A 16605-nucleotide genomic window follows, 5' to 3' on the forward strand; every position below is an offset into this window, starting at 1 on the left:
GGTTGCAACGTTCAAGTCGCCGCCGAACTAACGCACTGACAAGCGTTTCAGAACGTAGTGCCGAGTAGATCTTTGCCGCGTTTTCAGAGCAGGCAGTGTCCAAAATAGGACGCTAGCCAGGGGCAAGCGCAGCGGCGTTCTTCGCTACGAACGTTCCGAGTAGGCAGCACGGTTGCCTGCCGACATGTGTGGCAGGCAACTAGCCTCACCGATACGGCCCTGGCCCACGCCAGACCGGTTCGCCCTGGCGGTAAACCTCCATCATGTTGATGACCTCGCGGGCATCACCGATGGACTTCAACTCCGGCGAATCCGGCGGCAGCAGGCGGCATTTGCTGGAGCCACGTTTGAGCGCGACATCCAACGGGCAGATCATGCGTTGCTGGGTGCCGGGCAGGATGATGGCGATTTCCTGCATGCCTTGTTCTTTCCAGGCGCGCAGCTGGGTTTCGCTGCGCACCTCGTAATAGACCTGGAAGCCGCCAATATCCAGGCTGGGCTGGGCGTTGTTGCGGTCGTTGCGGCGGCCCTGGCTGATGGTGGGGGTGTTGGCCATGCCGTCTTCAGCGCCGTCGGCGGGCTCATCGAGCATGCCCGGCGGGCGACCGGTCCAGGTTTCCGGGCGACGTTGCGGTGGCGATGACGGTTCGGCCGGCGGCTGCGGCGGGGTGGGGCGCTGCACCGGTTGTGCACGGCGTTGCTCGGCCAGGCTGCCGCGGCGGGTATCGCCCTGCGGCGGCACCGGGTTCTTGGCGTTCTGGACCAGCGTCGATTGCAGCGGCGATGCGGCCGGCGGCGGCTGCACCGGCGCGGGGGTCTGCGAGGGCGGGGTGGGCGTCGGCGAAGGCGTGGGTTGCTGCGGCTGGTCGGTGTCGCCGACGAAATCCACCTTGATGCGTCCACCGCTGGCCGAGCCTTGCGGCGGGGTCATGGTGGGAGTGGACGCCGACAGCAGGATCAGCAGCATCAGCACGTGCAGCAACGCGCTGATCAGCGCGGCAATCCACGGTTCGATGCGTTCGATCAGCGGTTCGGTGCGGGGCAGCCAGTCGCTGGCGTCCAGATGCACATGCAGCACCTGCAGGGCGCCGTCGCGCACGCGGTAGACCAGCACGTACGGCGTTTGTTTGACCACCCACTCGCGGGTACCGGCCACGCGTCCAGCACGGCCGCGGCCCGGTTGCTCGGCCAGGGTGCGGGTGGCTTCCAGCACCTGCCGCGCCAGCGCAGCGGCGGCGGTCGGGTTGAGCGCGTGGTAGTGATCCTGGGCGTGTGCAAGCTGCGTGGCGGCCGGGACGGTCCAGTCACGCCGTAACATCAACGCCCCATCTGGCGAACAGTGCGCTCACCTGTGCCGGCGTCGTCAACGCGCCCTGATCTGCGGCAGCAATGCCGTCCTGCACGGCGGCCTGGAAGCTGGCATCGGCCACGACGCGGATCACCTCGCCCCATCGGGCCGTCTCGGGCAGCGTGTCGATCAGCGTATGGGCGTGGTGCTTGATGGCGGACATGGCACTGCGGTGGGGGGGAGCACTGCGCGCAAGTCTACCCGCGCAGCTCCTGTTCGCGTATGGCAACCGCTGGCGTGCGCTCGCGGCGTTCACCGGGCAGGCGGCGAGCGCATCCGCCGCCGCGGTCGCGGTGGCGCACGGCCATTCGCATCACCGGTGGCAGGCAGCCGGCTGCCACTGCCGCCTGCAGAAAGTGACACTTGGCACCTTGTGCGTGCCGCTGGCTGGTTTCATTCTGCGTCGGTCGCTTTTCACCGCATCCGCAAAGGACTCGCCATGCCCGCCGCTGCCATGGCACCCCTGACGCCGTATCTCTCGATGGCCGGCATCGGCTACCTGTACTACCGGCGTATCCGGCGCAGCTTCGGCCGGCAGCCGTGGAAGCCAGGGGCGACCGGTGTACGCATGACGGCCCTGCTCATCCTTGCGGTGGCACTGGGGCTGGCGGTCTACGGGTTGCCGCAGGTGCGGCTCGGCATTGCCGCGGGCACGCTGGTCGGCCTCGGCCTGGGTGCGCTGTCGCTGCGCTACACGCAAGCCGAATGGGCGGATGGGCAAGGCTGGTACACACCCAATCCGTGGATCGGCGGCGGCCTGATGCTGGTGTTGCTGGGGCGTCTGGCCTGGCGTTGGGCCGATGGTGCGTTCAATGCAGGTGCGGCGGCAGCCGGTTCGCAGGCCAGCCCGCTGACGTTGGGAATCGCCGCGGCACTGGTGCTGTATTCGCTGATGCACCTGGGCGGGCTGTGGTGGCGCCTGCGCCAGTTGCGGCTGCAGCAGGCCTAATACACGCAGCGCACGCCGATACGCCCAGTGCCTAGACCTGCGACCGAAACGGACGCACCAGCGTCTCACCCAACTTCTGCCGCAACGGCCGTGCGCGCCAACGCTCCAGCGTGTAACGCTCGGCCTGCTGCAGGTCGCGCTCGAAGGCCTCGGTCATCTGTGCGGCCAGCGCGCGGTCGTAGACATTCAAACTGGCCTCGTCGTTGAGCCGGAACGAGCGGATGTCGAAGTTGGTGGAGCCCACCGACACCAGCAAGCCATCGATGATCAACAACTTGGTATGCAGCATCGTGGGCAGGTATTCGTGGATGGCGATGCCGGCCTGCAGCAGCGGTTCCCAGCTGGCCTTGGAGGCCAGCCGTACCGAAACCGCATCGATATGCTTGCCCGGCAGCAGCACGCGGATGCGCACGCCGCGCGCACGCGCTTCCAGCAGCGAGCGGGTGATCAATGCATCGGGAACGAAATACGCAGCGGCCAGGTCGATCGAAGTACGCGCGGCGGCAATGGCGATCAAATACATCAGGTGCATGCTTTCGCTGCCACCCGAGGGCGAGGCCACGAACAGCTGCGCGTCGCTGTCGCCTGCCGGTGCCAGTTCGGGGTAGTAGTCGGTGCCATTGAGCACGCGGCCGGTGCTCTTGATCCAGTTGTCGTTGAAGGCGGTTTGCACCTGCGCCACCACCGGGCCTTCGATGCGGTAATGCGAATCGCGCCAGTGCTCCGGGTCCTGCGCATCGCCCATCCATTGGTCGGCCACGCCCACGCCGCCGGTGAAGCCGATGCGACCATCGATCACCAGCAGCTTGCGGTGGGTGCGGTTGTTGACGCGGTGCAGGTTGTACCAGGTCAGCGGGCGGTAGCGATGCACCTCCACGCCAGCCTCGGTCATGGCCTCCATCAGCGCAGGGTCCATCTTCAGGCTGCCACCCCAATCGATGGTGACGCGCACCTTGACCCCGGCACGTGCGCGCTCGGACAGCGCCTGGCTGACCTCGCGGCCGATCTCGCCAGACCAATAGATATAGGTTTCGAAGGTGATGGTGCGCTGCGCGCCGCGGATGGCTGCCAGCATCGCCGGAAAGATCTCGCTGCCGTTATGCAGCGCCTGGATCTTGTTGCCGGGCAGGATCGCCGGACCCAGCAATACCGACATCTCGCGTTTGAACTGCGGGTCGGAGACGTCGTAGCAGTGGCTGGGGATGTGTTCGAGCTTTTTCTCGGGCGTGGCGAAGTTGAGCAGCAACAGCCCCACCAGCAAGGTGGCCACGACTGCGGCCACGATGATCCATGTCATGCATCCAACCCCTATTCCCGGACCGTTGCGGCCTTGAACGGCCGGCATTCTGGCAAGGCCGGCGGCATGGGGGTTGTGAAGGGTACCGTGGCTGCGGCTGGCAACGACGTCGGCACCGACCTAAACGAACGACTCACCAAAAGGCTCCCAGCAGACATCGCCTCCGCCTTGGGCGGAGGCGCAGGGGGCAAAGGCGGCTCTGTTAGGCCATCATGCTGGCGGAGCCGCGCGCCTGATTCTGCTGTTGCGTTTGTTCCATCGCTGCTCGCGAACGTTCGATGGCTACAGCCTCTTGCGCTTGTTCGCTACTCACCTGGAGAGTCTGATTCACTGCCTGCGCAGTGTTTACAGGTGGGGTGCTGCGATTCAACGCCGTCTCGTCACGGGTTGCGCTGATCTGTACAGCACGTGCCAAGGAGCCATCGTGACTCAATTCGATCCTGTCTACCGACGTTAGCCCATTTCGGATACCTTCTACCGACAAGGTGCCTGCAAGGCGCTCGCTATGGATTCCTGGTGAAATGCCGCGTTGCGTTTCGGCCGCATGCACCTTGTCCAGCATCTGACGGAAAAAGGAATGATGACTGTGATCTGGATCCGAGAGTAGGGGAATGCTGCCTGCGGGTTTGGAGATGGGGTGGCTGGTGTGCTCCGGATTCAGAGGTGGCGCCACCCCTGAAAGGGAAGTCTCGTTTCGGTCTGGACGCAGAGCATGCGCGGGAGCATGTGACTGAATTTGCTGTGCAGCTTGTTGCGCCAGGATGCCTAGTGTTCCCTTGTCCGCAACGCCAGTGGCTGGAAGTCCGTTGGCTTCCTGAAATGCGCTCACGGCTTGGCGCGTTCCATTGCCCAATAGCCATCCACACGTAAGGGCTTGTTGTCTGTTCCGGTGAAGCCCAGCTCGATGAGGTTGGATTGTAGGCTCCGAGCTTGCTGATCTATGGCCCGAAGTGTTGTCGGGCCTGCTTTTCCATCGACAGGGGTCAGTCCATTGGCTTGCTGAAATGCCTCCACGGCTTGCTTGGTCGAGGCATCAAATTTCTGATCCACCTGGAAATCGTCGCCATTAGGCATCGTATATCCGAGGGCGCTGAGATTGGATTCGAGTTTATGGACCTCACGGCCACTCGAACCCTCCTTCAGGAGATGGCCCGGCGAAGCCTGCCGGCCGGGGATGCATGGACTAGTTCCAAGGCCTTCAGGACCTCGGGATCGTTGCGTTCAGAGGAAGGATCGAAATCTCTGCCGCTGACCTTTGTAAGAGCGCGATCCAGCGCCGCTTGATTCTGGGGATACGCATTCTCGTATTCCTCAGCAACATTCGCGGCCTTGGGCCCGTCGTAATAGCTGTGGGTTGCACGAATTTGATCCGCTTTCGTCAACAATGCTTCGTAATCACCACCGTCCTTGAGCACTTTCTCAAGTTTCGGTAGTTGGCTGGGCATTTGATTAGCCGTCTTTGCCAGGAGACTAATTGCTTCAAAGCGGCGATCTTCTACAATGTTGTCTCCGTGCGCATCCAGGATTCCCCTCGCAGTCTGGGTTGCATTCCTGACCTGTGGGTAGTCGATATTGCTGTGGATCCACTGCTTGCCTTCGGTGGATCCAGCCCATGCATTAATGCTGTCGCGCGTTCCGGCATCTACAAAACCGAGCGAGGATCGGCCGTTAAGGCCGTTGCCATGGCTCAGGAGGTCTCGACGTAAATCCGCGCGGTCCTGGGCAAATGGCAGGTTATGTGCCTGCGCGTATGCTGCCGCCTGCTGGATGACGCTGTCCACGTAAGTCTGCTCGCCTGGCTGTAGGGCACGGCTCTCGATCGAACCTAGCGGCCAAGTGCCGCGTTGACCGAAATCGACTTGAATCGTGCCAGGCTATAGCCGCTATTCTGTGCGACTCGATCAACTTCGCCCCACCGAGGTTCCGACGTGCCGACAGTAATTCCTGCAATGGATAAATGATAAGACGCAGCGCCGCCTTCAGTTCCACGTCCAACGGAAAAGTAGACAGCTCCAGAAACGGTCTCAAGATCGTGCGTATCGATGTTGTTAGGCATAAGATTTCCTTTTCTTATCGAGATTTTAAAGTTCGAATCAATTAATCAAGGCAAGATATTTTTCCAGCTGATCAGCGCGGGCGGAGAGTCTTAACATTGCGGCCTCAGCGCTCTCGATATTTTCTGGTTGGCTGTCACCATAGATCACAGCTTCCAGATTTCCATCTTTAGTTCTGGACAGAAGCCATGCACGTTGTGCATCGACTAGCTTAGCTCTGCCATCTGCCTTTAGCGATGTCAAAAGTTGCTTGTACGCCTTGTTCAACCGCCGGTCTTGGACCGTCTCTTCCTGGGAGACGCATGCGGCGTGCTCTATCGCCCCGCGCGCCTGCTTTTGACAAGCCACATAGTCACCGTTGTAGGCACCTTCGCCGGGCATCCCTTCGAAGCGACCCTGCAGCAGGACAGACAGGGCGGGCACTGGCCCAAGATCGGTGAGACGTTACAGCGGGCCGCAGGCGTTGCGGCTGGCGCGCAGGTTGCGCTGGAGATTGCACCAGTGGAAGAAGAGCCGGAGTGGCAGGTGCCGGCCGATCTGCGGGCCGCGCTTGCAGCGCATCCGGAAGCGCGTGCGACCTGGGACGACATCACCGCGGCGATGCGACGCGACTGGATCTTCTGGGTGACCTCAGGCAAGAAGGCCGACACGCGGGTCAAGCGCATCGCCACCGCATGCGCCAGGCCGGCATCCGGCGAGCGGCAAGCGGCGTGCGTGCTGTTTCGATCGGTCGGGGATGTACAGCAAATCGCTTGCTGCGCCGACGCCGAAAGCGGGCTGAAGCGCTAAGACGACCTCAGTGCGCGTCGGTGTGGAACGACACAAGCGCTCGCTGCGCGTTGGCTGCAGCCCGCTCGCAAACGGACGGACTAGCCGCTCGCACGGCGCCTGCCTATGCGCCGAAATGCTTACATGCGTCACACAAGCGCGCACCTATACTCCGGAGCTGTCCCACCGAAGAGGTCCTGACCGCATGAGCGCACCCCCATCGTCTCCGATCGCCACCGGTTCTGGCACAGCTGCCGGTAGCCTTCGCCGCTCGGTGTCCAACACGCTCAAGGGCTCGGCCGGCAACCTGGTCGAGTGGTATGACGTTTACGTCTACTCGGTGTTCGCCACCTATTTCGAGTCGCAGTTCTTTTCCAAGGAAGACAAGAACGCCACCATGTTCGTGTGGGCGATCTTTGCGATGACGTTTTTGATGCGGCCGATCGGTGCGTGGTATTTCGGCCGCTTCGCCGATCGCTACGGCCGCCGCCTGGCATTGACCATTTCGGTGTCGATGATGGCGTTGTGCTCGTTCGTCATTGCGATCACGCCGACCGTGGCGACGATCGGCATCGCTGCGCCGATCATCTTGTTGATGGCGCGCCTGCTGCAAGGCTTTGCCACCGGTGGCGAATACGGCACCAGCGCCACGTACATGTCTGAAGCGGCGATGCCGGGCCGTCGCGGGTTCTTGTCGTCGTTCCATTACGTGACGCTGGTCGGCGGGCATGTGCTGGCGCAGACCACCTTGCTGGTGATGCTGCACTTCTTCGATGCGCCGCAGGTCTCCGAATGGGGCTGGCGCGTGGCGTTCGGCCTGGGTGGCATCGGCGCGCTGGTGGTGTTCTGGTTGCGCCGCACGATGGACGAGTCGTTGAGCTCCGAATCCATCGCCGACTCGCGTACCGGCAAGGCCAAGGCCTCGGGCTCGATGCGCGAGCTGTTCGTCAATCAGTGGCGTCCGTTGCTGCTGTGCTTCCTGATTACCGCCGGCGGCACGATTGCGTTCTACACCTATTCGGTGACCGGGCCGAAGATGATCCAGACCGCGTTCGCCGGTGGCGACGTGATGGCCGGCACCATCATCAACCTGGTTGCGCTGACCGTGCTGATGTTGATGCAGCCGGTGGGTGGCTGGTTGTCGGACATCGTCGGGCGCAAGACCTTGCTGGTGTTCTTCGGCATCGGCGGCGTGCTCTACACCTGGTTCCTGGTGATGGAACTGCCCAAGCAGACCGACTGGCTGACCGCGTTCGCGATCCTCACCGTGGGCTTTGTGATCCTGACCGGTTACACCTCGATCAATGCAGTGGTGAAGGCGGAATTGTTCCCCACGCATGTGCGCGCGCTGGGCGTTGGTCTTGGCTATGCGTTGGCGAATTCGGCGTTCGGCGGAACGGCGCCGTTGCTGTATCAGGCTTCGTTGAAGACCGGGCACGTGACCGAGTTCGTGATCTATGCGACTGCGGTGATTGCGGTGTCGTTGGTGGTGTACATGTTCTTCCTGACCAACAAGGGCAGCAACTGGCTGGATGACGAAGCGGCGATGCATGAGCGCAAGCGCTGATGCTCTGCCCTTCTCCCGTCGGGAGAAGATGCCCGAAGGGCGGATGAGGGGCGCCTCAGGTGACTGGCATACCGACGTGGTAAACGCGTCGCCACGCGCCGCCAAGGTGAAGCATCGATGCTGCGGTCGTGCACGGGTACCCGTACCCTCACTCCAGCCCCGGCCCGCGCTAGCAGCGCGGGCGCTCCAAGGCACGCGCGCCAGTGGCGGGCAAGCAGTGCCTTATCGCTCCGCAGGGAGAGGGGCGAAAGGCGGCCGAGTACCGGCGTTCCCATGGGGAGATGGTGCCTTGTGCGCAAACACGCTGTAACGCAATCCAATCAACCCCAACAGCGCTTCATCGCCAGAGGCGCCCGCCGGCACCTTGCCCACGCGCGTCAACAACGCATCCAGACGATCACGCAGCGCATCCGGCCCAGGCAATGGACGCTTCTGCGCCACCTGCTGCCGGTAGTGCGCAGCCACATCGCGCAAAATCGCATCCACCGCTTCGCTACTCGACACCGGCAGACCGTGCCGCGCGCTGCGTAGCTGCAGAATGTTCAGGCCCACGCGCACTTCGTTGAGCATGTCGATCGACGCCAGGTCGCTACCTGGCGGGGTTAAGGCCAATCTGGGGGCGAGCAGGCCGAGCAGATCCAGCATGCGTGCGGCAAATTGCTGGCGATCCTGCGCGCCGTGTCCGTCGGCGGCATCGGCCAGCGTGCGCCAGCCCTGGCGCACCAGCCGGCGCGCGCTCCATTCGGCACCCACCGAGCGGAACACCCGCGTCAGCACCACCGCAAATCCGATCCCCAGCACCATCGCCACCGCTGCATTGACGAAGCGCTGCAGGTTGGCGTTGTAGGTATTCTGCAGGCTCAGCAGTGCAGTGAGGTTTACCACCAGCGGCAATGCGATCAGCATGCTCTTGGGGCGATGCAGCAGCGCGCCCAATGGCAGGAACACCGCCGCGAGCACCAGCACCAGCATCGGGAAATCGTGGATGGCCGGGAAGATGCCGAACAAATAGATGCCGGCGACCACACTGGCCACCACTGCCCAGATCAGGAACGACAGCATGCTCGGCGCGGGGTCGTCCTGCGCGGCGAAGAACGCGGCAGTCACCGCGGCCATCATTGCGCCGTTGCCGCCGCCTTCCCAGCCGATACCGATCCAGAGCACGCAATACGCCATCAGCGCGAAACCGGCGCTCAGTGCGGAAAATGCGGCCATGCCGAAATCGATGTGTCGCGTGCCGCTGGCAGCTAGGTCTGCAGCGGCGGCCTGCGGCCGCGACATACCGAGGCGCTGCAGCAGCGAGGGTTGCATGCGCGAACGCGTATCGGCGTCTGCCCGCGCAGCTTCGGCCGATGCTGCCGACGCAGGCCGTGTTTCCGACGCCTGCAGCGCACGCGGCGCCGGCGACGCGGTGTCCTGCAGCAGGGACTGCTCCAGCGCGCGGCAGTCTTGCCAGAGGTCGAGCAATTCTTGCAGACGCAGCAGCAAGCTCGCCAGCAGCAGGTGCTCGACGTCCTGATCCACCGCCGGGCGCAGTGCGGCAATGCGTGCGCGCAACGCGTCGACGTCCACATCGCTGCGTGCATCCTCGTCCTGATCCACCCAGGCCGCGACGTCCTCCAGCAGTTCGCCGATATCAGACGACTGCACAGACCCATCGCGCTGCAATGCATCCAGCCGATCGGCGATCGACGACAGCACCGGCAACAGCATCAGCATGCGCGCGCGCAGTTGCTCCATGGCCGGCGTCGCGTGGGCATGCCGCGGGTCGTCGTGGCGCACGAAGGCGATCAAGGCTTCGAACTGCACCAGATCGGCCGCCAGGCGATTGCGCGGCGCCTGCGACGGTCCGCGCTGCAGCACCTGGCGGCACCACTGCGCCGCGTCCTGCATCCAGTTGCCGATCCGCGCGGTGAGCATCGGTTTGACCGAGGCAGGAAACAGCAGCGACGCAAACAGCACGGCCATGACCGTGCCCAGGATGATCTCTTCGCTGCGTGCCACCACAGTATCGAAGATACCTTCGGGTGAGTTCACTGCCGGAAAGCCGATGAAGGCGGTGGTGTAGCCGGCCAGCAAAAATGCATAGCCGCGCGGGCCGCGATTGAGCAACGCCAGGAACAGGCAGGCCGAGAGCCAAAACGCCATCGCCGCGCTCAGCAACAAGGGCGTTTCCACCAGATTCGGCAGCATCACCAAGGTCGCCACGCCTGCCAGCAAGGTGCCGAGCACGCGATACACGCCCTTGGCGCGGGTGGGGCCCAGCAGCGGTTGCGAGACGATGTAGACCGTGGCCATCGCCCAGTACGGCCGCGACAGATTGCCGGTCAGCGCGACATACAACGCCGCGATCGAGGCGGCGAACGTCTTGGTCGAAAACAGCCAGGCCTGGCGATCACGCAGCAACGTGCTCATCGTGCAGCCGTGGCAGCCGTGCCTTCCCAACCGCCGCCCAGCGCCAGAAACAGCTGGATCTGGTCCTGCGACACCTGCGCCTGTGCATTGGCCAGGGTCATGTCGGCCGTGGCCAGGGTGCGTTCGGCGTCCAGGCTGGACAAGTACGGCATGCGCCCACCTTGATACAAGCGCCTGTTTTGCGACGACGCCAGCGCGGCCTGTTGCTGCGCCTGTTCCAGCAGATGCAGGCGGTCCAGATCCTGCGCATAGCGCGTCAACGTGGTCTGCACTTCGCGCAAGGCCTGCAGCACGGTGTTGTCGAATTGCGCCAGCGCGGCATCGGCGCCGGCCTCGGTGGCGCGCACGCGGGCACGCGCCCCGCTGGAAGGCAGCGTCCAGGAGATCAGCGGGCCAAATGACCACGCATGTGTGGCTGGCTCGCCGAAGTCCGCCAGCAGGCCGGTGGCGCCGATCGAACCACCCAGGCGGATGTCCGGATACAACGCGGCAGTGGCCACGCCGATGCGCGCGGTGGCGGCTGCGAGTCGGCGCTCGGCCTGGCGCACATCCGGACGACGCGCCAGCAGCGCACGGCCATCGCCGATCGGAATCGGCTGCTGCAATGCGGGCGCGTGCGCACAGCTGTCCACACCGGCCGGCACCTCGCCGGGCGTCTTGCCCAGCAGCGCGGCCAATTGGTAGCCAGCGGCCTGGCGGCGCGCGCGCAACGGCGGCAGCGCCGCTTCCAGCATCGCCACCTGTGCAGTGGCGCGCGCCAGATCGGGCGGCGTGCCGCGGCCGGCAGCGATCAGGCGTTGGGTGATCTGGCGGCTGTGCTGCTGCAATTGCAGCGAATGCTCGGCCACCTGCAACTCATGGTTGGCGTTGCAAATCTCCACATAACTGCCGGCCACCTGCGCGGCCACGCTGACACGCGCAAGATCGATCGCCGCCTGCGCCACCTGGGTGTCGGCATGCGCGGCTTCCGCGCCACGTTGCAGCTTGCCGAATAGATCGAACTGATACGACACGCCGAACTTGCCATCGGCCAGGTTGAACACCGGCAGCTTTTCTTCCTGCAAGAACGCTTCGGCAGACACCTGCGCGCGGCTGACGCCGGCTTCCACGTCGTAATCGAAACCGCCGGCATCCATGGCCTGTTCGTAGACCGCAGCGGCGCGGCGCAGGTTGGCGCCAGCCACCCTGAGCTCGACGCTGTCGCGCAAGGCCTGTTCGATCAGGTCATCCAGCATCGGGTCCTGATACAGCGCCCACCAGCGCGCCGGCAGCGCGGCGCCGGCCTGCACCTGGTCGTTGCCGGTGTCCAGAAATGCGGCATTGGCGGCCGGTCGCTGATAGGCCGACTGCGCCGGCACGGCGTAGTTCGGGCCGACCGTGCTGCAGGCACTCAACGTGGTCAGCAGTGCGGCCAATCCCAGCGGACGAAACACAGTGCGGGTCATGGCGCCGCCTTGGCCTGCACACGGGCAGGCGCGATGGCCGCAGTCGCCGGAGTCGCGTTCGCCGTGTCCGGCAGGATGCTCACCGTGGCGGTGCGCCCGGCGATCAACTGCAGATGCGCAGGCACGCGGTCCAGCGCGATGCGCACCGGAATGCGCTGCGCCAGCCGCACCCAGTCGAACGCCGGGGTGACATTGGGCAACGCGCCGGCGCTACCGCTGCGATACCGGTCTTCGATGCCGGCGGCGATGCTCTGCACATGCCCGTGCAACGTGGCCGGCTCACCCATCAGCTGCACATCCACGCGCTGGCCGGGGTGCACGCCCTGCAGGCGGGTTTCTTCGAAATAGCCGTCGACACGGAACGAGCCGGTGTCCAGCACCGCCACCACCGGACGCCCGGCAGTGACGTAATCGCCCACGCGCACGGTGCGGTCGCTGACGTGGCCGTCGGCCGGGCTACGCACCTGGGTGCGCTCCAGATTGAGTTGGGCCAGATCCACTGCCGATTGTGCGGTGGCCACCGCTGCCTGCGCCTTTTGCACATTGGAGCGGCGCACTTCGGCATCTTCGGCGGCGACCAGGTCCTGCAGGCTGCGGTCGCGCGCGATCTCGCGGCGCAACTGGCTCAGCGTGGCCTGGCGCTCGGCCAGCGCGGCTTGCGCCTGTTCCAGCGCGATCGCATAGCGCGCGCGGTCCACCACGAACAGCAATTGCCCGCGCGTGACCGGCTGGTTGTCGGCCACGGCCACCGACTCCACCAACCCGGAGACATCCGGCGCCACCTGCACCACATCGGCGCCCACATGCGCATCGCGCGTCCACGGCGCCTGCATGTAATAGCGCCACAGGTGCTGCAACACCAGCGCGGCCACCACCACCATTGCCAGGGTCAGCAGTGCCGGCCCGGCGGTCTTGATCAGCTTTTTCACGATTGCACCCAACGGGTCAGGAAAAACAGGCCGCCCAGCAGCGCGATGTACGACGCCAGGTTGAACAGCGCCGGGTGCCAGATGTAGCGATAGGCACCGGCGCGGGTGAGCAGCGCGGCGAACGCGCTGTTGAGCAGGTAGGCCAGCGTCATCAACGCCAGCAAGGTGGGCACGAACACACCGTAGAAACTGAATTCGCCGTACATCGGGCACATCCTGGGAAAGAAACATCAACGCCCGGCACAGCGCGCCAGGGCATCGCGCAGGTCACAACGGGCGTCGCACGCGACGCCGACAGCCGACTCAGTCGGCCTGGCTCAGCCGCGCATGCGCCTGCGCGATCTGCTCCCACAAGGTCAGCACCACCTGCACGTCGGTATCGCTAAGCGTGCCGAACACCTCCGCACGCAACGCATCCAGGCGGATTTCGATGCGGCCGACCAGCGCCTGCCCTGCATCGGTGAGCCACAGCTGGTTGGCGCGGCGGTCGCTGCTGTCGGCTTCGCGACGCAGCAGGCCCTGGGCGGCCAATTTGTCCAGCAAGCGCACCAGAGACGGGCCTTCCATGCCCAGTTGCTGGGCCAGCGCTACCTGGCGGATACCGCCGCCGGAGCGGCCGATCATCAGCAATGGGCCGGTGCAGGCGCTGGACAGTTCGAATTCGGCAAACGCCTGGTCGGCCAAGCGTTGCCACTGGCGCGCGGCCACCAACAGGCCGGAACTGAGTTGAGCGCGTGGGGGGAGGGACATGTTCGTCATAATGGATAGGATGCTATCAATTCATAAATGAATCAATAGTCACTGAACATTTGCAAGCTGGCGCAACCGCACCTGGGGCAGCCGGTCAGTCCTCAGGTACCATGCTCGCCCCCTTTGGGTGCACCTGCGCATGAGCCAGTCCAACCAGCCCGATTCCTCCGTGACCCAAACCCAGGCCGAAGAGGCCGTGCGCACCTTGTTGCGCTGGGCGGGCGAAGATCCGACGCGTGAAGGCCTGCTGGACACCCCACGCCGGGTGGCTGAAGCCTACGGCGACTGGTTCAGCGGCTATCGCGAAGAACCGCGCGAATACCTGGAACGCACGTTCGAGGAAGTGGCCGGCTACGACGAGTTGATCGTGCTACGCGACATTTCCTACGAAAGCCATTGCGAGCACCACATGGCGCCGATCATCGGCAAGGTGCACGTGGGCTATCTGCCGCGTGGCAAAGTCGTCGGCATCAGCAAGCTGGCCCGCGTGGTGGAAAGCTACGCGCGGCGCTTCCAGGTGCAGGAAAAGATGACCGCGCAAATCGCCGAATGCATCCAGGACGTGCTGCAGCCGCTTGGCGTGGGCGTGGTGGTGGAAGGCGCGCACGAGTGCATGACCACCCGCGGCATCCACAAGCGCGGCGTCAGCATGGTGACGTCCAAGATGGTGGGCAGCTTCCGCGAAGACGCACGCACCCGCGCCGAATTCCTGCAGTTCATCGAAGTGGGCAGCAAGCGTTGAGGCAGTCGCAGCAGCGCCTATGAAACATCAGGCACGTATCGCCGGCTATCGGCAACTACGCGAGCAGCCGCTGTGGAAACTGCTTGCCGCCGACCACGCACCCGAGTTGATCGGGCTGCTGCAGACGGTGTTGATGGATGGCGAACGCCGCCTGCCTTCGGCCGTATTGCACGAGCGTTTGCAGCGCCAGCTGGATGCCTTGCGCGCCGACGAACTGTCCCGCGAACTTCCGCGCACCGCGCAGGCGTATCTGGCGCATTGGCTGGCGCAGGGCTGGCTGGAGCGCCGCCTGCCCGAAGGCGCGGCCGAAGAAGAATACGAACTCTCGCGTGCCGCGACGCAGGCCATCCGCTTCATCGTCGGCCTGCGCGAAAGCAGCAGCAGCGCCACCGAAAGCCGCCTGTCGCTGGTGATCCAGCAACTGGTGCAACTGGCCGGCCAGACCGAAGCCGATCCGGAGCTGCGTCTTGCCGCCCTGCGCGAAGAACGTGCGCGCATCGACGCCGAGATCGAACGCGTGGCCTCCGGCCGCGTGGCCGCGCTCGATGGCAAGCGCGCGCTGGAACGCGCCCGCGACCTGATCCATCTCTCCGACGAGCTGGCCGAAGATTTCCATCGCGTGCGCGACGATTTCGAACAGCTCAACCGCCAGTTCCGCGAACGCATCATCGACGACGAAGGCGCGCGCGGCGATGTGCTGGAGCAGCTGTTCAACGGCGTGGACGTGATCGCCGACAGCGAGGCCGGGCGCACCTTCGAGGCGTTCTGGAGCCTGCTCAACGACACCCAGCAGAGCAGCCAGCTCGATCAGGCGCTGGATGCGCTGCTGGCACGCGGCTTCGCCCGCAAGCTCGACCGGCGCGAACGCGCTTTCCTGCGCGGCTTGACCGGCACGCTGCTGGAGCGCGGCGGCGAGGTGCACACGGTGATGCAGCACTTCGCGCGCAGCCTGCGCGGTTTCGTGCAAAGCCGTGGGTATCTGGAACAGCGTCGGCTCAATCAAGTGCTCAAGCAGGCGCAGGGCGAAGCCCTGCAATTGCGCGACAGCCTGCATGCCACCGCCGCCACCGGCTACACGCAAGCGCTCAGCAGTAGCCGCCTGCGCTCGTTGTCGCAATGGCGGCTGCACGACCCACGGCTCACCCAGGTGGACGGGCGTGTGCAGGCGGCCGATGCGGCCGAGATCTCGTTGGACAGCGTGGGCGACTTGGTCGCGCAATCGGAAATCGACGTGCGCAGCCTGCGCCGCGACCTGCATGAGTTGCTCGGCCAGCGCCTGCGGCTGACCATCGGCGATGCGTTGCAACAGCGCCCGGCGATACAGGGGCTGGGCAGCGTGATCGGCTACCTGTCGCTGGGCACGCGCCACGGCATGGTGATCGAAGGACAGATGGAAACGGTGCAATGGGAAGGCAGCGATGGCGCCGTGCGGCGCGCGCGCATTCCCTTGGTGTGGTTTACCCGGGAGAAACGCAATGAACTGGTCTGAGCAGGCACCGTCCGGCATCCACGAGGACGATGAGGACCCAGCCGCCAGCACCCCGCCACTGCATGCAAGCGATGCCGCCGGTGATGCAGCAGGTGGTGCGCTGTTCTTGGGCGACACCGGGACGTTGCCGTTCGACGCGCGGCGTGCGCTGTGCCAGTTGTTGGCAGGGCCCAGCATCGATGCGCAACGTCACGGCGCACTCTGGCCGGCGTTATTGCGCAACGAGGTGGCGATCCGCCGGTTGTTGTGCGAGCTGTTTCTGGAGTTGGTGCTCGACCGCGAGGGCGGGGTGGCCTTCACCCGTCAGGCCGACACCGCCGAGCTGGAATCGCCCACCTTGCTGCGCAGCGCGCCACTCACCTTTATCGAATCGGTGCTGCTGCTGTTCCTGCGCCAGCAACTGGCCGAGGCCGATACGCGCGGCGAGCGTGCAGTGGTGGACGAGGCGCAGCTAGTGGAAGCGTTGTCGGTGTACGAAAAGAACGTGTCCACCGATCGGGCAGGCTTCGCGCGGCGGGTGATGACGGCGATCGGCAAGATGCGCGACAACCAGTTGCTGTCGCGCTTGCGCGGCAGCGAGGAGCGCTACGAGGTGTCGCCGGTGCTGAAGCTGTTGTTCTCGGCAGAGGATGTGCAGGCGCTGGTGGTCGCGTATCGCGGCCTGCGGGAAGGGGATGTGGCTGCGGAGTGATTCCTTCAGCGTTGGCGGCAGCGCGCAGGCTCTTCTTCTCCCGCCGGGACCTTGGGCCCCTTCATGGGGCGAAGGGGCCCGACGGGCGGATGAGGAGACGTTGTGGCGCGATGCCGGGAGCGTGCCATGTGCCTGTTGCTGTCATGCAATGACCGTGACAG

General features: G+C 64.8%; 18 protein-coding genes and 1 pseudogene. 6 read left to right on the forward strand and 13 right to left on the reverse strand.

Features of this window, described 5'->3' with window-relative positions; all coding sequences use genetic code 11:
* Nucleotides 1-205 precede the first annotated feature (205 nt).
* Nucleotides 206-1318 carry a type II toxin-antitoxin system RelE/ParE family toxin gene (locus M0D43_RS11685; RefSeq protein ID WP_252164754.1) on the reverse strand — a complete coding sequence of 371 codons (1113 nt, stop codon included), beginning with the start codon at nucleotides 1316-1318 and terminating at the stop codon, nucleotides 206-208.
* Nucleotides 1305-1511, reverse strand: a complete 207-nt coding sequence (locus tag M0D43_RS11690) for a hypothetical protein (protein ID WP_252164755.1) — start codon at nucleotides 1509-1511, stop codon at nucleotides 1305-1307. The genes M0D43_RS11685 and M0D43_RS11690 overlap by 14 nt, the downstream gene beginning before the upstream one ends.
* 276 nt (nucleotides 1512-1787) lie before the next feature.
* On the opposite strand from M0D43_RS11690, the gene M0D43_RS11695 reads away from it, so the two are divergent.
* Nucleotides 1788-2297 (forward strand): CcdC protein domain-containing protein, encoded by a 510-nt coding sequence (locus tag M0D43_RS11695; protein WP_252164756.1) that lies wholly within the window; start codon nucleotides 1788-1790, stop codon nucleotides 2295-2297.
* A gap of 31 nt (nucleotides 2298-2328) precedes the next feature.
* On the opposite strand, the gene M0D43_RS11700 is transcribed toward M0D43_RS11695, so the two are convergent.
* From M0D43_RS11700 to M0D43_RS11725, 6 genes are all read right to left on the reverse strand, one after another.
* The gene (locus tag M0D43_RS11700) at nucleotides 2329-3594 is read right to left on the reverse strand and encodes a phospholipase D-like domain-containing protein (protein WP_252164757.1); all 1266 of its coding nucleotides are present in this window, start codon (nucleotides 3592-3594) and stop codon (nucleotides 2329-2331) included.
* 202 nt (nucleotides 3595-3796) lie between these two features.
* Entirely contained in the window at nucleotides 3797-4423 is a 627-nt protein-coding gene (locus tag M0D43_RS11705; RefSeq protein ID WP_252164758.1) for a peptidoglycan-binding domain-containing protein, read from the reverse strand.
* Nucleotides 4420-4668, reverse strand: coding sequence for a peptidoglycan-binding domain-containing protein (locus M0D43_RS11710; protein WP_252164759.1), 249 nt, complete (start codon nucleotides 4666-4668; stop codon nucleotides 4420-4422). The genes M0D43_RS11705 and M0D43_RS11710 overlap by 4 nt, the downstream gene beginning before the upstream one ends.
* Before the next feature lie 65 nt (nucleotides 4669-4733).
* Nucleotides 4734-5375: a hypothetical protein gene (locus M0D43_RS11715; RefSeq protein ID WP_252164760.1), complete on the reverse strand. Its 642-nt coding sequence runs from the start codon at nucleotides 5373-5375 to the stop codon at nucleotides 4734-4736.
* Nucleotides 5376-5419: 44 nt separating this feature from the next.
* Nucleotides 5420-5650: a hypothetical protein gene (locus M0D43_RS11720; RefSeq protein ID WP_252164761.1), complete on the reverse strand. Its 231-nt coding sequence runs from the start codon at nucleotides 5648-5650 to the stop codon at nucleotides 5420-5422.
* Between the two features lie 37 nt (nucleotides 5651-5687).
* A complete protein-coding gene (locus tag M0D43_RS11725; protein WP_260812129.1) occupies nucleotides 5688-6029 on the reverse strand; it encodes a lysozyme inhibitor LprI family protein in 342 nt (113 codons plus the stop codon).
* Between M0D43_RS11725 and M0D43_RS11730 the strand changes: the two are divergent.
* Nucleotides 5925-6429 (forward strand): annotated as a pseudogene (locus M0D43_RS11730) (YdeI/OmpD-associated family protein). The gene M0D43_RS11725 and the pseudogene M0D43_RS11730 sit on opposite strands and share 105 nt — an antisense overlap.
* A gap of 192 nt (nucleotides 6430-6621) precedes the next feature.
* Entirely contained in the window at nucleotides 6622-7983 is a 1362-nt protein-coding gene (locus M0D43_RS11735; RefSeq protein WP_252164763.1) for an MFS transporter, read from the forward strand.
* Between the two features lie 222 nt (nucleotides 7984-8205).
* Here the strand turns inward: M0D43_RS11735 and M0D43_RS11740 are convergent, their stop codons facing one another.
* The 5 genes from M0D43_RS11740 to M0D43_RS11760 all read right to left on the reverse strand — a co-directional run bounded on the left by M0D43_RS11740 (nucleotide 8206) and on the right by M0D43_RS11760 (nucleotide 13531).
* On the reverse strand, nucleotides 8206-10398 hold the full coding sequence (locus M0D43_RS11740) for an FUSC family protein (protein WP_252164764.1): 2193 nt from the start codon (nucleotides 10396-10398) through the stop codon (nucleotides 8206-8208).
* On the reverse strand, nucleotides 10395-11843 hold the full coding sequence (locus tag M0D43_RS11745) for an efflux transporter outer membrane subunit (protein ID WP_252164765.1): 1449 nt from the start codon (nucleotides 11841-11843) through the stop codon (nucleotides 10395-10397). The genes M0D43_RS11740 and M0D43_RS11745 overlap by 4 nt, the downstream gene beginning before the upstream one ends.
* A complete protein-coding gene (locus tag M0D43_RS11750; RefSeq protein ID WP_252164766.1) occupies nucleotides 11840-12772 on the reverse strand; it encodes an efflux RND transporter periplasmic adaptor subunit in 933 nt (310 codons plus the stop codon). Before M0D43_RS11750 ends, M0D43_RS11745 begins: the two co-directional genes overlap by 4 nt.
* A complete protein-coding gene (locus M0D43_RS11755; protein WP_260807208.1) occupies nucleotides 12769-12987 on the reverse strand; it encodes a DUF1656 domain-containing protein in 219 nt (72 codons plus the stop codon). The genes M0D43_RS11750 and M0D43_RS11755 overlap by 4 nt, the downstream gene beginning before the upstream one ends.
* Before the next feature lie 88 nt (nucleotides 12988-13075).
* A complete protein-coding gene (locus tag M0D43_RS11760) occupies nucleotides 13076-13531 on the reverse strand; it encodes a MarR family winged helix-turn-helix transcriptional regulator (protein ID WP_252164768.1) in 456 nt (151 codons plus the stop codon).
* A gap of 130 nt (nucleotides 13532-13661) precedes the next feature.
* Here M0D43_RS11760 and folE point away from each other — a divergent pair, with 130 nt between their 5' ends.
* From folE to M0D43_RS11775, 3 genes are read left to right on the forward strand one after another with little or no spacing between them, the layout of a single operon-like run.
* On the forward strand, nucleotides 13662-14264 hold the full coding sequence (gene folE / locus M0D43_RS11765) for a GTP cyclohydrolase I FolE (protein ID WP_252164769.1): 603 nt from the start codon (nucleotides 13662-13664) through the stop codon (nucleotides 14262-14264).
* Nucleotides 14265-14283: 19 nt separating this feature from the next.
* A complete protein-coding gene (locus tag M0D43_RS11770) occupies nucleotides 14284-15753 on the forward strand; it encodes a DUF3375 domain-containing protein (RefSeq protein WP_252164770.1) in 1470 nt (489 codons plus the stop codon).
* Nucleotides 15740-16444: a DUF4194 domain-containing protein gene (locus M0D43_RS11775; RefSeq protein WP_252164771.1), complete on the forward strand. Its 705-nt coding sequence runs from the start codon at nucleotides 15740-15742 to the stop codon at nucleotides 16442-16444. The genes M0D43_RS11770 and M0D43_RS11775 overlap by 14 nt, the downstream gene beginning before the upstream one ends.
* Nucleotides 16445-16605: the final 161 nt, after the last annotated feature.

The organism is Xanthomonas prunicola, from assembly GCF_025266575.1.
GTDB lineage: Bacteria > Pseudomonadota > Gammaproteobacteria > Xanthomonadales > Xanthomonadaceae > Xanthomonas > Xanthomonas prunicola.

Excerpts from the sequence above, each read along its gene's own strand:
- M0D43_RS11685 (WP_252164754.1), bottom strand. The coding sequence starts at position 1,318 with ATGTTACGGCGTGACTGGACCGTCCCGGCCGCCACGCAGCTTGCACAC.
- M0D43_RS11690 (WP_252164755.1), bottom strand. The coding sequence starts at position 1,511 with ATGTCCGCCATCAAGCACCACGCCCATACGCTGATCGACACGCTGCCC.
- M0D43_RS11695 (WP_252164756.1), top strand. The coding sequence starts at position 1,788 with ATGCCCGCCGCTGCCATGGCACCCCTGACGCCGTATCTCTCGATGGCC.
- M0D43_RS11700 (WP_252164757.1), bottom strand. The coding sequence starts at position 3,594 with ATGACATGGATCATCGTGGCCGCAGTCGTGGCCACCTTGCTGGTGGGG.
- M0D43_RS11710 (WP_252164759.1), bottom strand. The coding sequence starts at position 4,668 with ATGCCTAATGGCGACGATTTCCAGGTGGATCAGAAATTTGATGCCTCG.
- M0D43_RS11720 (WP_252164761.1), bottom strand. The coding sequence starts at position 5,650 with ATGCCTAACAACATCGATACGCACGATCTTGAGACCGTTTCTGGAGCT.
- M0D43_RS11725 (WP_260812129.1), bottom strand. The coding sequence starts at position 6,029 with ATGCCCGGCGAAGGTGCCTACAACGGTGACTATGTGGCTTGTCAAAAG.
- M0D43_RS11735 (WP_252164763.1), top strand. The coding sequence starts at position 6,622 with ATGAGCGCACCCCCATCGTCTCCGATCGCCACCGGTTCTGGCACAGCT.
- M0D43_RS11740 (WP_252164764.1), bottom strand. The coding sequence starts at position 10,398 with ATGAGCACGTTGCTGCGTGATCGCCAGGCCTGGCTGTTTTCGACCAAG.
- M0D43_RS11745 (WP_252164765.1), bottom strand. The coding sequence starts at position 11,843 with ATGACCCGCACTGTGTTTCGTCCGCTGGGATTGGCCGCACTGCTGACC.
- M0D43_RS11755 (WP_260807208.1), bottom strand. The coding sequence starts at position 12,987 with ATGTGCCCGATGTACGGCGAATTCAGTTTCTACGGTGTGTTCGTGCCC.
- M0D43_RS11760 (WP_252164768.1), bottom strand. The coding sequence starts at position 13,531 with ATGACGAACATGTCCCTCCCCCCACGCGCTCAACTCAGTTCCGGCCTG.
- folE (WP_252164769.1), top strand. The coding sequence starts at position 13,662 with ATGAGCCAGTCCAACCAGCCCGATTCCTCCGTGACCCAAACCCAGGCC.
- M0D43_RS11770 (WP_252164770.1), top strand. The coding sequence starts at position 14,284 with ATGAAACATCAGGCACGTATCGCCGGCTATCGGCAACTACGCGAGCAG.
- M0D43_RS11775 (WP_252164771.1), top strand. The coding sequence starts at position 15,740 with ATGAACTGGTCTGAGCAGGCACCGTCCGGCATCCACGAGGACGATGAG.